Here is a 16,192-nt window from a genome sequence, read left to right as displayed (position 1 = left end):
GTCTTCGAATGATGGATGTATCTCCGTGAGTATAGGCGTTCAGGTTAGGGTGGTTGTTATGCGATTGGCCTTTTGGAACATCAACTCGATCCGTGCCCGCCTCGACCGCGCTCTAGCCTTTTTGGAACGGGAGAACATTGACGTTCTCGCACTCCAGGAAACCAAATGCAAGGACGGACAGTTCCCCTTTTCCGCCTTTGAAGAAGCCGGCTACGAGGTAGCGCACTTTGGGTTAAGCCAGTGGAACGGCGTGGCGATCATCTCTCGCGTGGGCCTCGCCGATGTTGAACGTGGCTTCCCTGGGCAGCCTCAGTTTGGTGACGAGCCAGTCACCGAAGCGCGAGCTATCGCAGCAACGTGTGGCGGGGTGCGCGTGTGGTCGCTTTACGTGCCGAATGGTCGAGAAATTGATCACCCGCACTACACATACAAACTCGCTTGGCTTTCCACCTTGAAGGACAACGCCATCGGTTGGTCTGCCGCGAACCCGGATCAGCCCATCGCTCTTGTCGGCGACTGGAATGTTGTCCCGTTGGACACTGACGTGTGGGACATCGAATTCTTTGCTGGAAAAACCCACGTCACACCGCCGGAAAGGAAAGCGTTCGCCTCTTTCTCTGAGGCTGGGTTCACCGAGGTGTCTCGCACTTTCCTTCCCGCCGAGAACACCTACACCTACTGGGATTACCAGCAACTGCGTTTCCCAAAGAACCAGGGAATGCGCATTGACTACGCCTGGTGTTCCCCTGCACTCACTGATCGGGTTGCGGGCGTAACCATTGACCGCAATGAACGTAAAGGCAAAGGCGCTTCCGACCACGTACCCGTCATTCTCGACATCCGTGACTAGGAGTTCTTAACAGCCTTCCAGGTCATTCCCTTAAGCAAAAAAGTGGGTGAAGATTCCCCTGCGGGTGAAAACCGCCCAAGTGGAAACCTTAAAAGCTACGCCTTGATCTGCATAAACGCTAACTGATACGTTCCATCACCCAGAATGTGGCGTTACCCTCTCGTGACATTCGGGCAACCTCTGTTTAATGTTTTATTGTCTCGACACAGCAAAGCACGATTGACCGCGTCGAGATGCCAGATGAACGCCTAGCGCTGCCGGCATCTGGTTCCCTGGACTTACGGCAGCGGTGGGGGAACCACTTATGGTCAGGAAACTGACCTTGGGGTGAAGCCGCATAAAGCGGCCGGGGCATACCTCGCTCCGAATCCGACAGCTCACTTCATAGGCGTCCGAGGTAAAAAATATGACACGCACAGCTCGCGTGGCGCTCGAACGCGCCCACACAACCACACGCAGCACCCGGTCAGGACGTCGACCACGATTCGCCGCAGCCACACTCGCTGCCTCCGTCATCATGGCGGGTCTCGCAGTACCTTCAGTTGCCTCAGCAACACCACAGGCAACCACCACCGTTGCTTCTCCCGCTCTCACCACAGCGCACATCGGTGCAACAGCGCCTGCCGCCGCAACACTTGCCACCGCAAAGATCGCTAAAACCAAGCCCTCCGTGTCGGTGAAAATCACCAAAAAGAAGTGGACACGTGGGACGACCGCTGGCAAAGTCACCGCATCAGTAAAGGCTCAAGGCACTGCCGCCAAAGGCAAAGCAGTCTTCTACGTTGGCAAGAAAAAAGTTGCCACCAAGACGCTGAAAAACGGTAAGGCAACTTACCGCCTCTCCTCAAAGTTGTCCTCCAAAAAACACACCGTCAAGGTTGTGTTTCGCCCTTCCAAGGCTCAGGCAAAAACAGCAACCAGCGCACAGCGTTCATTCCGCGTCCTGGTCCGCAAATCTGAGTCCGAAAAGGTCTTGGCAATCGCCAAGAAGCAGGTCGGCGTCAAGTACCGTTCCGGTGGCACCAGCCCACGTGGCGGCTTCGACTGCTCAGGCTTCACCCAGTACGTCTACAAAAAAGCGGGCGTGAAAAAGCTCCCACGCACATCAAGCGCACAAAAGTCAGCTGGCAAACGGGTGTCCCGATCAAAGGCCCAGCCTGGTGACCTCGTGTGGTCACCTGGACACGTTGCCATCTACGCAGGCAACGGCAAGATCATTGACGCACCTCGCCCCGGCAAAAAGATCGCCGTACGCAAGATGTGGCAAAAGAACGCGGTCTTCATCCGCTTGTAAATCTCGGAGTAACGGCATGCCAACCCTGCGAAAACCATCCTTCATGGAGAGATCTCTCCATAACGGCGAAAACCGGCTTGAGACACAGCGGATTCACAGGATTATGGTGTTTACTCTGTAGTACCTGATGTCATCAAAAACATCAGGAGTTAGGGCAGAAGGTGCGCGCACACCTTCTGCCCTAAATTGTTTCTGGGATGACCTGCAACGTTGTTAAAAAACGGCGAACGATCTGTGGCATGTCCACTCTGCGATCCGGGTCACCCGACCGCCACGAGTACAACCACAGCACTTGCAAACCATCTAGCAATGCAACAAAAGTCTTAGCTGCTTCGGTCGGATCAACAGACGGTGACAGCAGGCCCTGCCGGTTCAACTCCATAAAATACAACGTGTAGCCTTCCAAGACCTTTTCATACCGCCGCGCAAAGTACTCATGCGCCGGGTGCTGTGGATCCGTAGCCTCTGCACTCAACTTGGAAAACAAACTCACCATTCCGGGGCGTTCCATGTTGTGCTCTACCAGTTTGACTACCGCATCAATGTAGTCGTGCCCGCTCTCCAGCATCGGCATGAGTATCGCCGTGTCCTCGGCGTCACGCGCATCAAGCACAGCCTGTAACAGGTGCCCTTTTGATGGGAAGTGATGCAGCAACCCGGGGTGAGATATTCCTACACGTGCTGAAATGTCGCGCAGTGATGCCTCGTAATACCCATGCTTGGCAAAGACGGCCATCGCCTCACGAACGATTTCATCTTTTTTTGCTTTGCCCCGTGCATACTGAGCCATCAGTGCACCTCACTTCGAATACCGCTCAGATGGAAAGATGCTCCTCCCATTTAAGCATGACGTTTTGTGATGCGCGCCACTTTGAATGTGGGGTGTGGGAATGCCACACCCCACTGCAGGTCACAGCCATACGGCGACATAGAGACAGTGCGCCACGGTTCTTACTGACCCACCGATACTGCCAACCCGTTGTCCCCCGCAGACACCACCACGCGCGAGCCTTCCACGGCATCGCCAGACAAAATGAGCCGAGCCAGCCGGTCACCAATCTCACGCTGCACCAACCGACGCAACGGTCGGGCACCATAGATGGGGTCAAACCCTGTCTCTGCGAGCCAGCGGCGCGCATCATCTGAGACCTCAACCGACATTCGCCGGTCCGCAACCCGTTGCGCGATCTCGGCAACCTGAAGATCCACAATCTCCGTGAGTTGTGGCAACGTCAACGGATCAAACATCACGACATCGTCCAGGCGGTTCAAAAACTCCGGCTTGAAATGGCCCCGCACAGCCGCCATCACCGAATCCCGCTTAGCAACACTGTCAGTGAGCGGGTCAATCAAAAACTGCGATCCGATGTTCGAGGTGAGCACCAAAATGGTGTTCCGGAAATCGACTGTGCGCCCCTGCCCATCAGTGAGCCGGCCATCATCAAGGACCTGGAGGAGGATGTCAAAAACCTCCGGGTGGGCCTTTTCCACCTCATCCAGCAGAATCACCGAGTAAGGCCTACGCCGCACCGCTTCAGTGAGTTGACCACCCTCGTCATAACCCACATAGCCTGGAGGAGACCCAACAAGCCGGGCAACAGAGTGCTTCTCTCCGTACTCCGACATGTCAATGCGGACCATCGAACGCTCATCATCGAAGAGAAACTCCGCGAGAGCCTTGGCCAACTCAGTTTTTCCCACACCTGTTGGACCAAGGAACAAGAACGATCCGGTGGGCCGGTTCGGGTCACTGACCCCAGCCCGGGAACGCCGCACAGCATCGGACACTGTTGCTACTGCTGGTTCTTGACCGATGAGACGTTCGCCAATGCGTGTCTCCATGTGCAAAAGCTTTTCCGATTCACCTTGCAAGAGACGCCCCACTGGGATACCCGTCCACGCCTCAACAACCTCAGCGATTTCGTGAGCATCAACGCGTTCACCCACAAGTTTCTCGTGAGCAGGCACGTTCGAAGAGGCCCCTTCCGCGTTGACAGCTTCCTCAAGCTCGCGCTGGGCAGCAGGGATCTCTCCGTACAGGAGGCGCGATGCCGTTTCCAGGTCACCCTCAAGTTGGGCTCGCTCCGCCTGGGCGTGGAGTTCTTCGAGGTGTTTCCTCAGGTCACCGGCACGATTGAGGCCGCCGCGTTCGCGTTCCCACCGTGCGTTGAGGGCCGCGAGGCGCTCACCGGCATCGGCAAGCAATGCCTGGACCTCTTCCAACCGGGACGGCGCGGAGGTTGCGTCAGACTCCCGCAACGCGATCTCTTCCATTTTGAGGCGCTCGATTGTGCGCTCAAGGGTGTCAATTTCCACTGGCGAGGAATCCATCTCCATCCGCAAGCGAGACGCAGCTTCGTCAATGAGGTCGATCGCTTTGTCGGGCATGCGGCGCCCTGTGATGTACCGGTGTGACAGTGTTGCGGCAGCAATAAGCGCACCGTCTGAAATTTCCACACCATGGTGTGCTTCGTAGCGCGGCTTGAGGCCACGCAAAATCGCCACAGTGTCATCCACGGAGGGCTCATCAACAAAAACCTGTTGGAAACGCCGTTCCAGGGCAGGATCTTTTTCGATGTTTTCGCGATACTCATCCAGTGTTGTCGCGCCGATGAGCCGCAGTTCCCCGCGGGCCAGCATGGGTTTGAGCATGTTACCCGCGTCCATTGCCCCCTCTGACCCGCCGCCTGCACCAACAACGGTGTGGATTTCGTCAATGAAGGTGATGACTTCCCCGTCTGATCCCTTGATTTCGTCAAGAACAGACTTGAGGCGTTCTTCAAAGTCGCCGCGGTATTTAGCTCCAGCAACCATGGCAGTGAGGTCAAGGGAGATGAGGCGTTTGTTGCGCAATGAAGCAGGCACATCATTCTTCACGATGCGCTGGGCAAGGCCCTCCACAACAGCGGTTTTTCCTACACCTGGTTCACCAATGAGTACCGGGTTGTTTTTGGTGCGCCGGGACAGCACTTGGATGACCCTGCGGATCTCGCTGTCTCGTCCGATAACGGGGTCGAGGGAGGATTCTCGGGCTGCCGCGGTGAGGTCGATACCGTATTTTTCGAGTGCTTTGTAGCTGCCCTCGGGATTAGCGGACTGGGAGTCTTTGGCTGCCCGGAGCTGCGGTAGGTGTTCGGTTAGGCGCTCATAGGTTGCCCCGGCGCGGGTGAGGATGTCTGCAGCGGATGACCCGGCTTGGACAATTCCGAGCAGAAGGTGCTCAGTGGAGACATAGGTGTCCCCTGCTTTGTCGGCTTCTTGGCGTGCACGCTGTAGTGCAATACCTAGGCTGTGTGCTGCGGTTGGTTCTGACACACTGGCGCCGCTGGCACTGGGCAAGTTGGTTAGTGCGCGTCGCGTCTCAGCACCAATTGCTTGCACGTCCACTCCGGCGAAACGCAAGAGTTCAACGGCGAATCCTTCTTGCTGTTGCAGGAGCGCGTTCAGCAAGTGGAGGGTTTCAACCTGTGGGTTGGTGGCAGCTGAGGCGCTCTGAATGGCGTCGCTCAGTGCTTGTTGGGACATTGATGTGTTTTTCGGTTCCATAGCTTTCTCTTTCCCTGCGGTGTTTCTGCATCTATAGAGAAGAACTGCTTCAAAGTTGAGTCTATTCCACTCAACTTTACGATGCCAAAGGTAGAGTCGCGGGAAATTCCGCACCCCTCAGCAGGTGAACTTCGGAGAAACACAGAATCGCACGCCCACCGGGCGGCACAACAGGAACAGTATCGCTAGCCTGAAAAGAGAACACCTCACCCCACAGCACCAGCCAGAAGATAGGCGTAGCCATGAAGAACACCCTGCGAATAGCACTAGTTGGCATACTCGCTTTTGCCCTATCAGGGTGCGTACGCATGCAGGTCAATATGGAAATCCACGAAGATGACACAGCATCAGGCAATGTTGTGTTCGCGGTGTCCGATCAACTCGCTGAAATGCTAGGCATGACCACGGAAGAACTCCTCGAAGCCATGGAACTTGAAGACGGTTCCAACGCAGACGGCAGTGGAAGCGGGGGTAACAACTTCAACAACGCCTCATCCCAAGAGGCCTACCAAGAAGACGGGTACACCGGCACTCGCTACTTTTACGATGCCACTCCGCTCAACGACACCCTCAACAACCCCACCATGTCGGTTATCCGTGACGGCGACACGTATGTGGTTGACGGCATCTTTGAAGACATCCTCCCAGACGCTGAAGCCCAAGGCCTGGACCAGGCAATCATTGACAGTGCAGACGTCAGCTTCACCTTCACCTTCCCCGGTGAAGTTGTAGAATCCAACGGAACCGTCAACGGCAACACTGTCACCTGGAACTACACACCAGGCGAAGATCTCATCATGACCGCGCGAGCAAGCGCACTGCCCAACGGCGCGGCCCCAGAGCCCACAGAAGAACCCACCGAAGAACCAGCAGAACCAACCGACGACCCCACCGAAGAACCAGCAACAACGCCCAACGCTGACATCGATGACACGACCGATGACGACAGTGGTGTCCCCACCTGGTTGATCGTTTTGTTAGTGACATTGCTGATTCTTCTCGCAGTGCTCATCGGGATTATTGTGGCAGTTGTATCACGCAGTCGTAAAAAAGACACTGAACAGCAGACTCGCAACTCCGAAACAGGACCACACCGCGGTTCCGGCCCCGGAACGCCCTTACCGTACGCACCTGCGCCACCGGCGCAGACTGGGCACAGTGCCCCGCCACCAGCACCTCAGCAACAACAATCTCCGTACCAGCCACCCGCACCCCCGCAAAACCCGCCCGCGCCACCAGCCCCACCTGAAGAAACAGGACGATGACCTCACCCAGCACATCTGACACCTCACCCAAAACGTGGCACCGCGACATCCTCGGTGATGCTTGGCAAGCACAAGACCTTGACCTCGGCCACGACGACGAAGGCCCAGTCACCGCAACACTGGTGCGCCGCTCTTCTGGGCCACAACATGGGCGAGCAGTGCTCTACATACACGGGTTTGTGGACTACTTCTTCCAAGAACACCAAGCCGAAGCTTTCGAAAATTTAGGCTTCGATTTCTACGCCATCGACCTGCGCAAATACGGTCGGTCCCTGCGCGAAGGGCAAACCCCAAACTACGTCACAGAACTCGCCCAACACCGCACAGAACTGGAGATGGCAAAAACCATCATCCGCGACGTCGACAACCATGACGAGCTCATCGTGCTGGGGCATTCAACTGGAGGACTTATCGCGGCGCTGTGGGCCAACGCAACCACCGGCATCGACGGTCTGATCCTCAACTCGCCCTGGTTCGACCTCAACAAACCGTGGTTCTTGCGCACCATTGGCACCACGCTTGTGAGCGCATTGGGGAAAATTGCGCCGCACCTGCCAGTCGGTTCTCTCGCACCGCACTACGGTGCTGCCCTGCACATCGACACCGGTGGCCAGTGGACCTACGATCTTGACCTCAAACCTCACGAGGGCTTTCCCGTACGCGCCGGATGGTTCAGTGCGATTCGGCGAGGCCACGCCGCAATACGGCACGGCCTTACCCTCCCGATGCCCGTGCTTGTGCTGTGCTCCACCCGCAGTGGGGACGCGACCCGGTTCCACAATGAACTACTCACCACAGATTCTGTGTTGAACATTGACCACATTGTCACCGGTGCTCAGCGTCTCGGAGAAGACGTCACTATCGCCCAAATAGAGGGTGGCACACACGATTTGTCGCTGTCCGGGCCAACCGCCAGAGCTGAATACTTTCACCACATCGGTGCGTGGCTCCGTGAAAAAGAACTAGCCGCCCCCACGGGAGAATAACGCTACGGCGAGGACTTTCTGTTCTGTACATCTTTCGATGCTTGCTGCAGATCATCATGTAACTCATCGCGTTCCAGCAGGTCACGGTTGTACTGGCCCGTGCGGTACCCCGCACGCCCCACCATGTGAGCAGCCACGGGCGCTGTGAACAACTGGAAAATGATGATCAGTGCAAGCAACCCCACTACTCCCCAACTCCTGACACGCAACGCCTCGGCGGTCAGCATAAGGATCAGCCCCAACACTTGAGGCTTCGTTGCTGCGTGCATTCTCATCAGAAGGTCTGGGAATCGGAGCACACCTATCCCCGCTGCGAAGGTCAAAAAGGCACCGAGTAAGAGGCACACAACTGCAAGAACATCAGCAACGAGTCCTAGCATCATGACTGCTCCTCCTGTTCTTGTCGTTTACGCCGCAATTCCTCATCACGAGCAATTTCCGCCGCGGTGAGGACCCGGCGTTCCTCCACTGGTTCACGTGATGCGAAACGAGCGATCGTCACGGACCCGACAAACCCGACGAGCGACAGCACCACAAGAATCGGCAACGTATCTGTACGGCGAGAATACGCCGCTTCCAACGCAATGCCCCCAATGATGACTGTGGCAAAAACATCCAAAGCAAGTGTTCGATTCAGCATCGTTGGGCCCTTTTCAGCCCGAAGCAACGCCATAATCCCTGCCGCCGCAAGCATCAGAGCGCACACAGCAAAAACAATGTTCATCACAAGTGTGATCATGACGCCTCCCCCTCATTCAACGCTGGATCAGCACCCCGACGCCGCCGAAGTGACACCCCAGCATCGGCAAGTTCCTGGTCTGAAGCCAAAGCTTTCAGTACGCGTTCCTCAAGAACCAACACGTGATCTCGCACAGCATCAGCCCCACCAGAATGATCAATATCAAGCACATGCAAGTACAGAGTCGACGTCAGACGGTGCGCTTCAATGACCAGGGACCCTGGGACAAGGCTGCTCATCTCAGCTGTGAGAGTCAGGTACAAATCAGAGGTAGACCGGAGCTTGACCCGCACCACCGCACTCCTGGGCTGGTGGTTCACCCGCAACGCCAACCACGCCACCTGAAAAGAAGCCACCACCAATTCCCGAAGGAACGACACAAACAACGCAATCACATAGACGGGACGGAACCGGCCCGCATAATCGATGCTCGGCAACGGGAAAACCACCATGATGAGGATCCCCAGTGCGGCACCACCCAACACATTGGCCGCCGAGAGGTCACCCCACAACAAGACCCACACAATCGTCAGCCAGAAAACCGCTGGCCATTGAATCGACCGGAATGATCGTTTCACCGGACCACCCCTTCCTGACCATCATCGCTGAGCTCAGAGTCATCAACCCGCTCCGGGCCATCCTTGTCCGTAGATTCTCCATCACCACGGCCCTCCCCAGAGAGCACCGCGTTCACGTAATTATCCGGCTCCATCATGGTTGTTGCTGCCCGGTTGGTGTAGTCATACAACGGACCAGCAAAAACTGTGATCGCCAACGTCAACACCATCAACGCAGTCGCCGGACCAACCATTGTGGCAGGAAGTTTTACATCGGGAACATCATCAGGGGCCGGCTGCCAAAAAGCCTTATTCCACGCTTTGACGATGGCATACAGAGTCAAAAGGGACGCAACAACCGACCCAATGACCAACACCCACGCCAACCAACGATCTTGGGCAACACCAGCCTCAAGAAGCCCCACTTTCCCCAAGAACCCCGAGAACGGTGGAATCCCAGCGAGATTCATCGCTGGGATAAAGAACAAAATCGACAGCCCTGGCGCAATTTTTGCCAAGCCACCGAGTTTCGCCAACGAGGTGGTACCACCACGGCGCTCAATCAACCCAACAATCAAGAACAACGTGGTTTGCACGGTGATGTGGTGGGCAACGTAGAAGATCGCAGCACCCAAACCAATGCGTGAGCCCAAAGCAATACCGAAAATCATGTACCCAATGTGGCTGACCAACGTAAAACTCAACAGACGTTTAATGTCGTTTTGAGCTACCGCACCCATAATGCCAATGAGCATAGTGGCGAGCGCCAGCCACATAAGAACATCGTTCAGCCTGCCATCTGGGAACAAAAGAGTCTGTGTGCGCATAATCGAGTACACACCAACTTTGGTCAGCAACCCAGCGAAGACAGCCGTCACCGGGGCGGGAGCCGTGGGGTAAGAGTCAGGGAGCCACGAAGACAACGGGAAAATAGCGGCCTTGATTGCGAAACCGAGAAGAAGCAAAATCTGCAGCACCAAGGCGGTACCCGGGTCTATCTCTTGCAAACGCACGCTTAACTGCGCCAGATTCACTGTGCCTGTCGCCGCATAAATCATCGCCACAGCGGTCAAGAAAATCAACGATGACAGCAGCCCAACCACGACATAAATTGCGCCAGCGCGAATACGCTCGAAGGTCCCTCCCAACGTCAACAACACGTAGGAAGCAACAAGCAGAATCTCAAACCCGACATACAGGTTGAACAAATCACCCGCGAGGAAAGCGTTGGACACACCGGCAGCCAACGCCAAATACGTCGGGTGATAAATAGACACCGGGGCTTTTTCCGAACCGTCGCTCACCCCCTGCCCCAGGGAGTAAAGCAACACGCACAGCAAAACAGCCGAGGACACCGTCAACATCAACGCCGATAACCGGTCACCGACTAAAGCCACCCCCACAGGGGCCGCCCATTCACCTGCATTAACCACAACAGGGCCGCTATCAACAACCACCATCAGCCACGCGGAGAACCCCAACATCAGAGTCAACGCCGTCACAGAAATACCCTGCTGAAGTCGCGGCCTGCGATACAACGCTAACGCAAGCCCAGCCGCAAACAGTGGGATCATCACTGGGAGGGGAACCAACCATGTGTATGAGCTCATGGGGTCCTCCCATCCGCAATGTCATCGCGAGCAGCAGACGCCTCATCATCCACAGATATGTCCGTCACATCCGAGGTGTCACTACCCTCAACAGTTGGCGCATTGCGAGCCGCAAGGCGCGCGATCCTGCGGTCTTCGAGGTCATCTTGGACCTCGTCATGCCCCAACATCTGCCACGACCGGTAAGCCATCGCCAAGATGAAAGCCGTCAACCCGAACGTAATCACAATGGCCGTGAGAATCATGAACTGAGCAAGCGGATCAGCCATGTCCTCGTCCGGGGTCACCCCCACAATTGGCGCGCCACCGGCTCTCCCGCCAGAAATAAGCAGCAACAGGTTCACCCCATTCGAGATGAGAATGACACCAAGAAGCACCCGGGTAAGGGTGCGTTCCAACACGAGGTACACACCAGAAATGAAGAAAGCACCCACAGCGATAACAAGCATGAGGGACGGTGTTGTATCAATCATCGTCGCGCCCCTTCCTCACCAAGTGAATCGATATGTGTGTCAATTTCCGCTCCCAGCGACCGCAGCACATCGAGCACCAACCCAATGACGAGAAGGAAAACCCCAATGTCGAAGAACAGGGTGGAAATGAACTTGATATCCCCCAAAATTGGCACAGTAAATTCGATGATGACCGACTGCAAAACTTCCCCGCCGAGCACAATTCCCAGCAAGCCCACGCCTGCTGACAAGAACAGGCCTAGGCCCAGCAAAACACCAGCATTGACGGGGGCTGCCTCACCTAGTTCGTAACGCCCACCGGCAAGATAGCGAACAATTAGTGCAATACCAACGACGAGACCAGCAGCGAAACCACCGCCAGGCGCGTTGTGTCCAGAGAACAACAGGAACAACGCGAAAATGATCATCGAGTGGAAGAGGAGCCTCGCCACAACCTCAAAAATGATGGAGCGGCGCTGAGGCGCAAGCGTCTGACCGGCACGAATCCACTTGCGGAATCGTGCGCCGCTGCGCAATTGGGTGGCACCCGTTGTTGTCACCAACTCAGAGAATGACTCCTGTGCAGCGTGGGCGGCAGGCCCTGGCACAGAACCCGAACTCCACACCTGCTGGCTTTCTATGACCTCGGGTGACTGATTCAGCCGGTAAATGTCCCCTGACCTACGAGACAAGAAGATCAACGACGCAACGCCTGTCGCGGCAACCAACAACACCGTAATCTCACCGACAGTGTCCCAGGCACGCATATCCACAAGGGCGACGTTCACAACGTTTTTGCCGCCACCAAACTCATACGCTTCCTGCGGATAATCCACAGTTACCGACTCATGGATGCGTGCGTTGGGGATAGTCACCGCGAGACCCATAGCAATCAAACCCACCACGCTGGCTAAAGCAAACCGCGCGAAACGCGAAGTTTTCAGTGGGCGATCGGAAAAGTACGGCGGAAGGCGACGCAACACCAAAACCATCACCACAATGCTGACTGTTTCCACCAGCACCTGAGTCAACGCAAGGTCTGGTGCACCATGCAGCAAAAACAGGGCGGCGACGGAGTAACCGGCGAAGCCCATCAAGACAATGGCCTTCAAACGACGGCGTGCCCGCGACACCATAATGACCGCAGGGATAATCACCAACACAGCCAGAGCTTGCGCTGGTGAATCCCACAGTTTGATGGCCACCATGTCACCTTGGGTGAACACTAAAGCCGACCCGACTGTCAGTACCATAAACAACAAGATGACCGACAAGTAGTACGGCAGCGAACCACGCTGCGTAAACGCAGTAATGTCAGCGGCCAGGTTGTCGAGCCCGCGCATGAAACGCCGATACGCACGTTCGGTGTCTTGAGCATTTGGTACCGCTGCTTGGAAGGATTCCACCGTCCGACGAGCGAAGAATAACCCCGCCCCAAGCCCCAAAATGGTAAGGGTCAGCCAGAACGGGATCCCAAACCCTGCCCACAACGTGAGGTGACCCGGGTCACCGACAGAACTTGTGGCTGCATATGACGCTAAATACTTCTCCACTGCGCTGGGCATAACCCCCACAACCAACCCCAAGACAGCCAGCACCAATCCCGGTGCTTTCAATGTCCACGTTGGGTGTGTGATGTCTTCACTACGAACCAGTGACGTGACCGCTGGACTGCCATCCGCAGTAGTAGCCGGAATAGGAATGACAGATTGTCGGGTCTTTGTGGCAAACGCACCCCACACAAACCGCGCGCCATAAGCCACGGTCAGAATAGACCCGCAAGTAATCAGGGCAATGACAAGAATCGCAACCCAACTAGGCTGCCCCGGCACCCCGTCATGGACCAGGCCTTCTAATGCGGCTTCTTTAGCCACATACCCAAGGAAGGGCGGGAAACCGATCATCGATGCAGTTGCCAACGCCCCGGTCACAGCCACGGTAGGCATAGCTCTACCTAACCCCGAGAGCCTACGCAGGTCACGAGTACCAGTAGCAGCATCGATAACACCAATGGTGAGGAACAAAGCAGCCTTAAACAGCGCATGTCCCAGGATCATCGTGACTCCCGCAAGCGCTGCGGCCTGAGTACCCAACCCGGTGATGAGAATAATGAGCCCCAACTGGGACACCGTGCCATACGCGAGGACAAGTTTGAGGTCGTGCTGACGCAGTGCGCGATACCCACCAAGCAGGAGTGTTCCCCCACCCAACACAATGACCAGCCACGTCCAGACTGTCAGCGTGGAGAAGATAGGTGTAAAACGCGCAATGAGATAAACACCAGCTTTCACCATGGCCGCCGCGTGCAAATACGCTGACACCGGGGTGGGCGCAGCCATCGCACCAGGCAACCAAAAGTGGGTAGGAATCAACGCAGATTTACTGGCAGCCCCCACAAAAAGGCACACCGCAGCGGCCGTTATGAGCCCACCAGATGGCGGATCAGCCAACAACGCAGAAATCCTGAAACCACCAGGCGACATCACGCCAAGGATCACGATGCCAACGAGCATCGTCAGGCCACCTGCAGTTGTCACCATGATCGCTTGCATTGCGGCGCGGCGAGACGTTTTGCGATCGAAGTAGTGCCCAATCAACACATACGAGAAGACTGTCGTCAGTTCCCAAAAAATAAACAGCAGCATCAGGTCGTCAGCCAAGACAAGGCCGACCATAGACCCGGCAAAACCAGTCAAGACCCCTGTGAACCGACTCAGACCACTAGCATCTCGTGAAAAATATGCACTGCAGTAGATGAAGACACCTACACCAACACCACTCACAATGAGCAGCATCAGCCACGACAGAGTGTCCATCCGCAACGCGATTTCCAACCCCAAAGCTGGAACCCACGGAATGACACTCTGTGGCCCGTTACCTGCCAGAACAGCGGGAGTTGACCACAGTGCATACACAAAGGCACTCGCCGGAGCGAGTGCCGCAACAAGAAATGCCTGACGACCGAATCGGTGAACAATGAGGGGCGCTATGACTGCAAGAACCGCATGAAAAATAAGCAGTTGCAGCATGTGCTCTCCGTCCTCGAGGTGGGCGGATATTGTTCAACCTCGAGGTCTAGGATAGCAAAGGGAGAACCCTTGACGCTTCATCTACCTGAACGTAGTTGTGTCGGATCCTTGAGAAAACCATCATGATCCACCACTTCACCAGCAACTGCAGCATAAAAATCACGAGCCAACGTAGCAATCACCCCAGCCATTCGAGTGCGATGTTTGCGCAACTCAAACGACGGGCTCTCACGCTGCCAATCAACGAGGTCATCTGGAGTCCACGCAAACCGATACTCAATGACACCACCCGTCACCCAGTCCAACCCATCAAGGACCGGCGGAACCACGTCAATACCCGCAACTTCCACCGTGACAAGGTTGCCACCAGGTGCCTCATAAACCATTCCGTACGCGGAACGCTCCTCCGGCTCCTGCATCGCCTGCATATCCGTTTGATCAGCATTACGGTGAATCAGCGCAATAAGATCGTCGCTTAACGGGCTGCCTTGCCGGATCACATCAGGGGCATCAACCGGCCCATCCCACGGCGCATCCGTGGGCATGTACACCATGGCGGGCACAGAAACCTGCGCAAGACGCAACGCCGCAGCCGGCTCAAGCCACACATCGGAATACAACGTGAGGTTCACATTCGCCTTGGCATCAGGTGCAACAGAGCGGTAACGCGACGCGTCATCCTCACGGCTAGGCACCCGACGCGCCGGAGGAGTCACAGCCTCACAGTGCGCAGTGCCCTCCAACAACCGAGCCAAAGCAATAAGGAGCGAAATTTGCCGGCCTTCCTCACGCATCGGCAAACCCTCAGCGAAAATCCGCGCAATACCATCTCGGTCGCCCACACCCTCTAACGGCACATCGCCACGCTCGCGCAACGTCGTCATGGCGTACACAAACTGGGCGGTGCTACCAAAAGCAGCCGGATGCGCCACAACAGTGCCATCCTCAGCGCCAGCAAGCGGAGCATAGGGGCCATGCACCACGGTGCGCGCAGAAATCCGCAAAACACCGGGACGCAACCGCACCCCTTGAGGTACTGCCTCTTCCTGTGGCAGAACCTCCCAAGCAGCCCTTGGCGCCCTAGACTGGATAAGGAACTCTAAGTCGGCGGGGTCAACAAAGTCCGGTAAAGCAAGGAAATGGGTGACTTCCTTTTGGCGTTCCCCGTGAGCAAGTAACGCGGGAAGTGGGGCGCAGTCCATGGCGATGTGAGCGGTCGATTCGGTCATGTGGAGAGTGAGTATCTTGTCTGTTGGTTTAGACGTCGGACTTATAGAAGTTCATGAAAGACCTCGAAGCAGTTGGCCCGCGCTGTCCGTGGTAGCGCGAACCATAAACTTCCGAACCATAGGGGTGTTCAGCTTCCGAAGACAATTCAAAGAAACACAACTGCCCGATCTTCATCCCAGGCCACAACAAAATGGGCAACGTCGCCACGTTGGAAAGTTCCAATGTGACATGGCCGGAAAACCCGGGATCAATGAAGCCTGCAGTTGAGTGCGTCAGCAACCCCAACCGGCCCAACGAGGACTTACCTTCGAGGCGAGCGGCAATGTCATTGGGGAGCGTCACCACTTCGAAGGTGGACGCCAACACAAACTCACCGGGGTGCAAGATGAATGGTTGGCCCTTTGCGACCTCAACAAGCCGAGTCAGTTCCGATTGTTCAGCGGCAGGATCAATGTAGGGGTACTTGTGGTTATCAAAGAGACGAAAATACCGGTCCAGGCGTACATCGATACTCGACGGTTGGATCATCGAGGGTTCATGGGGCTCCACCCCGACTCGACCATTGTGGATCTGGTCACGAATATCCCGGTCGGATAACAACACGCCGCTCACCGTCTCGTCTCGTTATGGTTGG

15 protein-coding genes and 1 riboswitch are annotated in these 16,192 nt (G+C 56.1%); of the genes, 4 read left to right on the top strand and 11 right to left on the bottom strand.

The window, feature by feature from the left end:
- The first annotated feature begins 58 nt into the window (after nt 1-58).
- A complete protein-coding gene (locus G538_RS0103035) occupies nt 59-850 on the top strand; it encodes an exodeoxyribonuclease III (RefSeq protein ID WP_029068147.1) in 792 nt (263 codons plus the stop codon).
- A 242-nt stretch (nt 851-1,092) separates the two neighbouring features.
- Nucleotides 1,093-1,256, top strand: a riboswitch (cyclic di-AMP (ydaO/yuaA leader).
- A complete protein-coding gene (locus G538_RS17195; protein ID WP_051196503.1) occupies nt 1,257-2,144 on the top strand; it encodes a C40 family peptidase in 888 nt (295 codons plus the stop codon). It abuts the riboswitch before it with no gap.
- A 181-nt stretch (nt 2,145-2,325) separates the two neighbouring features.
- On the opposite strand, the gene G538_RS14815 is transcribed toward G538_RS17195, so the two are convergent.
- From G538_RS14815 to G538_RS17890, 3 genes are all read right to left on the bottom strand, one after another.
- Nucleotides 2,326-2,934: a TetR/AcrR family transcriptional regulator gene (locus tag G538_RS14815; protein ID WP_035832803.1), complete on the bottom strand. Its 609-nt coding sequence runs from the start codon at nt 2,932-2,934 to the stop codon at nt 2,326-2,328.
- Nucleotides 2,935-3,095: 161 nt separating this feature from the next.
- Nucleotides 3,096-5,690 (bottom strand): ATP-dependent chaperone ClpB, encoded by a 2,595-nt coding sequence (gene clpB, locus G538_RS0103020; RefSeq protein WP_029068146.1) that lies wholly within the window; start codon nt 5,688-5,690, stop codon nt 3,096-3,098.
- 76 nt (nt 5,691-5,766) lie between these two features.
- Nucleotides 5,767-5,934, bottom strand: coding sequence for a hypothetical protein (locus G538_RS17890; RefSeq protein ID WP_157544276.1), 168 nt, complete (start codon nt 5,932-5,934; stop codon nt 5,767-5,769).
- On the opposite strand from G538_RS17890, the gene G538_RS0103015 reads away from it, so the two are divergent.
- Nucleotides 5,933-6,955, top strand: coding sequence for an LppM family (lipo)protein (locus G538_RS0103015; protein ID WP_157544275.1), 1,023 nt, complete (start codon nt 5,933-5,935; stop codon nt 6,953-6,955). The genes G538_RS17890 and G538_RS0103015 overlap by 2 nt on opposite strands.
- On the top strand, nt 6,952-7,941 hold the full coding sequence (locus tag G538_RS0103010) for an alpha/beta hydrolase (RefSeq protein ID WP_029068144.1): 990 nt from the start codon (nt 6,952-6,954) through the stop codon (nt 7,939-7,941). The genes G538_RS0103015 and G538_RS0103010 overlap by 4 nt, the downstream gene beginning before the upstream one ends.
- A 2-nt stretch (nt 7,942-7,943) precedes the next feature.
- On the opposite strand, the gene mnhG is transcribed toward G538_RS0103010, so the two are convergent.
- From mnhG to dcd, 8 genes are all read right to left on the bottom strand, one after another.
- Nucleotides 7,944-8,324 (bottom strand): monovalent cation/H(+) antiporter subunit G, encoded by a 381-nt coding sequence (gene mnhG / locus G538_RS14810; RefSeq protein WP_035832799.1) that lies wholly within the window; start codon nt 8,322-8,324, stop codon nt 7,944-7,946.
- On the bottom strand, nt 8,321-8,680 hold the full coding sequence (locus G538_RS0103000; protein WP_245566772.1) for an MrpF/PhaF family protein: 360 nt from the start codon (nt 8,678-8,680) through the stop codon (nt 8,321-8,323). Before G538_RS0103000 ends, mnhG begins: the two co-directional genes overlap by 4 nt.
- On the bottom strand, nt 8,677-9,258 hold the full coding sequence (locus G538_RS14805; protein ID WP_051196502.1) for a Na+/H+ antiporter subunit E: 582 nt from the start codon (nt 9,256-9,258) through the stop codon (nt 8,677-8,679). Before G538_RS14805 ends, G538_RS0103000 begins: the two co-directional genes overlap by 4 nt.
- Entirely contained in the window at nt 9,255-10,847 is a 1,593-nt protein-coding gene (locus G538_RS0102990; protein ID WP_029068142.1) for a Na+/H+ antiporter subunit D, read from the bottom strand. Before G538_RS0102990 ends, G538_RS14805 begins: the two co-directional genes overlap by 4 nt.
- Nucleotides 10,844-11,320, bottom strand: a complete 477-nt coding sequence (locus tag G538_RS0102985) for a Na(+)/H(+) antiporter subunit C (RefSeq protein WP_029068141.1) — start codon at nt 11,318-11,320, stop codon at nt 10,844-10,846. Before G538_RS0102985 ends, G538_RS0102990 begins: the two co-directional genes overlap by 4 nt.
- A complete protein-coding gene (locus tag G538_RS0102980) occupies nt 11,317-14,328 on the bottom strand; it encodes a Na+/H+ antiporter subunit A (protein WP_029068140.1) in 3,012 nt (1,003 codons plus the stop codon). Before G538_RS0102980 ends, G538_RS0102985 begins: the two co-directional genes overlap by 4 nt.
- 77 nt (nt 14,329-14,405) lie before the next feature.
- Complete coding sequence (locus G538_RS0102975) at nt 14,406-15,557, bottom strand: hypothetical protein (protein ID WP_029068139.1); 1,152 nt, start codon at nt 15,555-15,557, stop codon at nt 14,406-14,408.
- Nucleotides 15,558-15,585: 28 nt separating this feature from the next.
- The gene (gene dcd / locus G538_RS0102970; RefSeq protein ID WP_029068138.1) at nt 15,586-16,161 is read right to left on the bottom strand and encodes a dCTP deaminase; all 576 of its coding nucleotides are present in this window, start codon (nt 16,159-16,161) and stop codon (nt 15,586-15,588) included.
- Nucleotides 16,162-16,192 lie beyond the last annotated feature (31 nt).

The organism is Jonesia quinghaiensis DSM 15701 (assembly GCF_000423205.1).
GTDB lineage: Bacteria > Actinomycetota > Actinomycetes > Actinomycetales > Cellulomonadaceae > Jonesia > Jonesia quinghaiensis.
Note: the sequence above shows the minus strand (reverse complement) of the source record. Positions and strands in the feature narration are given on the sequence as shown.

Excerpts from the sequence above, each read along its gene's own strand:
- G538_RS0102990 (WP_029068142.1), bottom strand. The coding sequence starts at position 10,847 with ATGAGCTCATACACATGGTTGGTTCCCCTCCCAGTGATGATCCCACTG.
- G538_RS0103010 (WP_029068144.1), top strand. The coding sequence starts at position 6,952 with ATGACCTCACCCAGCACATCTGACACCTCACCCAAAACGTGGCACCGC.
- mnhG (WP_035832799.1), bottom strand. The coding sequence starts at position 8,324 with ATGATGCTAGGACTCGTTGCTGATGTTCTTGCAGTTGTGTGCCTCTTA.
- clpB (WP_029068146.1), bottom strand. The coding sequence starts at position 5,690 with ATGGAACCGAAAAACACATCAATGTCCCAACAAGCACTGAGCGACGCC.
- G538_RS17890 (WP_157544276.1), bottom strand. The coding sequence starts at position 5,934 with ATGGCTACGCCTATCTTCTGGCTGGTGCTGTGGGGTGAGGTGTTCTCT.
- G538_RS0102985 (WP_029068141.1), bottom strand. The coding sequence starts at position 11,320 with ATGATTGATACAACACCGTCCCTCATGCTTGTTATCGCTGTGGGTGCT.
- G538_RS14815 (WP_035832803.1), bottom strand. The coding sequence starts at position 2,934 with ATGGCTCAGTATGCACGGGGCAAAGCAAAAAAAGATGAAATCGTTCGT.
- G538_RS0102980 (WP_029068140.1), bottom strand. The coding sequence starts at position 14,328 with ATGCTGCAACTGCTTATTTTTCATGCGGTTCTTGCAGTCATAGCGCCC.
- G538_RS17195 (WP_051196503.1), top strand. The coding sequence starts at position 1,257 with ATGACACGCACAGCTCGCGTGGCGCTCGAACGCGCCCACACAACCACA.
- G538_RS0103035 (WP_029068147.1), top strand. The coding sequence starts at position 59 with ATGCGATTGGCCTTTTGGAACATCAACTCGATCCGTGCCCGCCTCGAC.
- G538_RS0103000 (WP_245566772.1), bottom strand. The coding sequence starts at position 8,680 with ATGATCACACTTGTGATGAACATTGTTTTTGCTGTGTGCGCTCTGATG.
- G538_RS0102975 (WP_029068139.1), bottom strand. The coding sequence starts at position 15,557 with ATGACCGAATCGACCGCTCACATCGCCATGGACTGCGCCCCACTTCCC.
- G538_RS0103015 (WP_157544275.1), top strand. The coding sequence starts at position 5,933 with ATGAAGAACACCCTGCGAATAGCACTAGTTGGCATACTCGCTTTTGCC.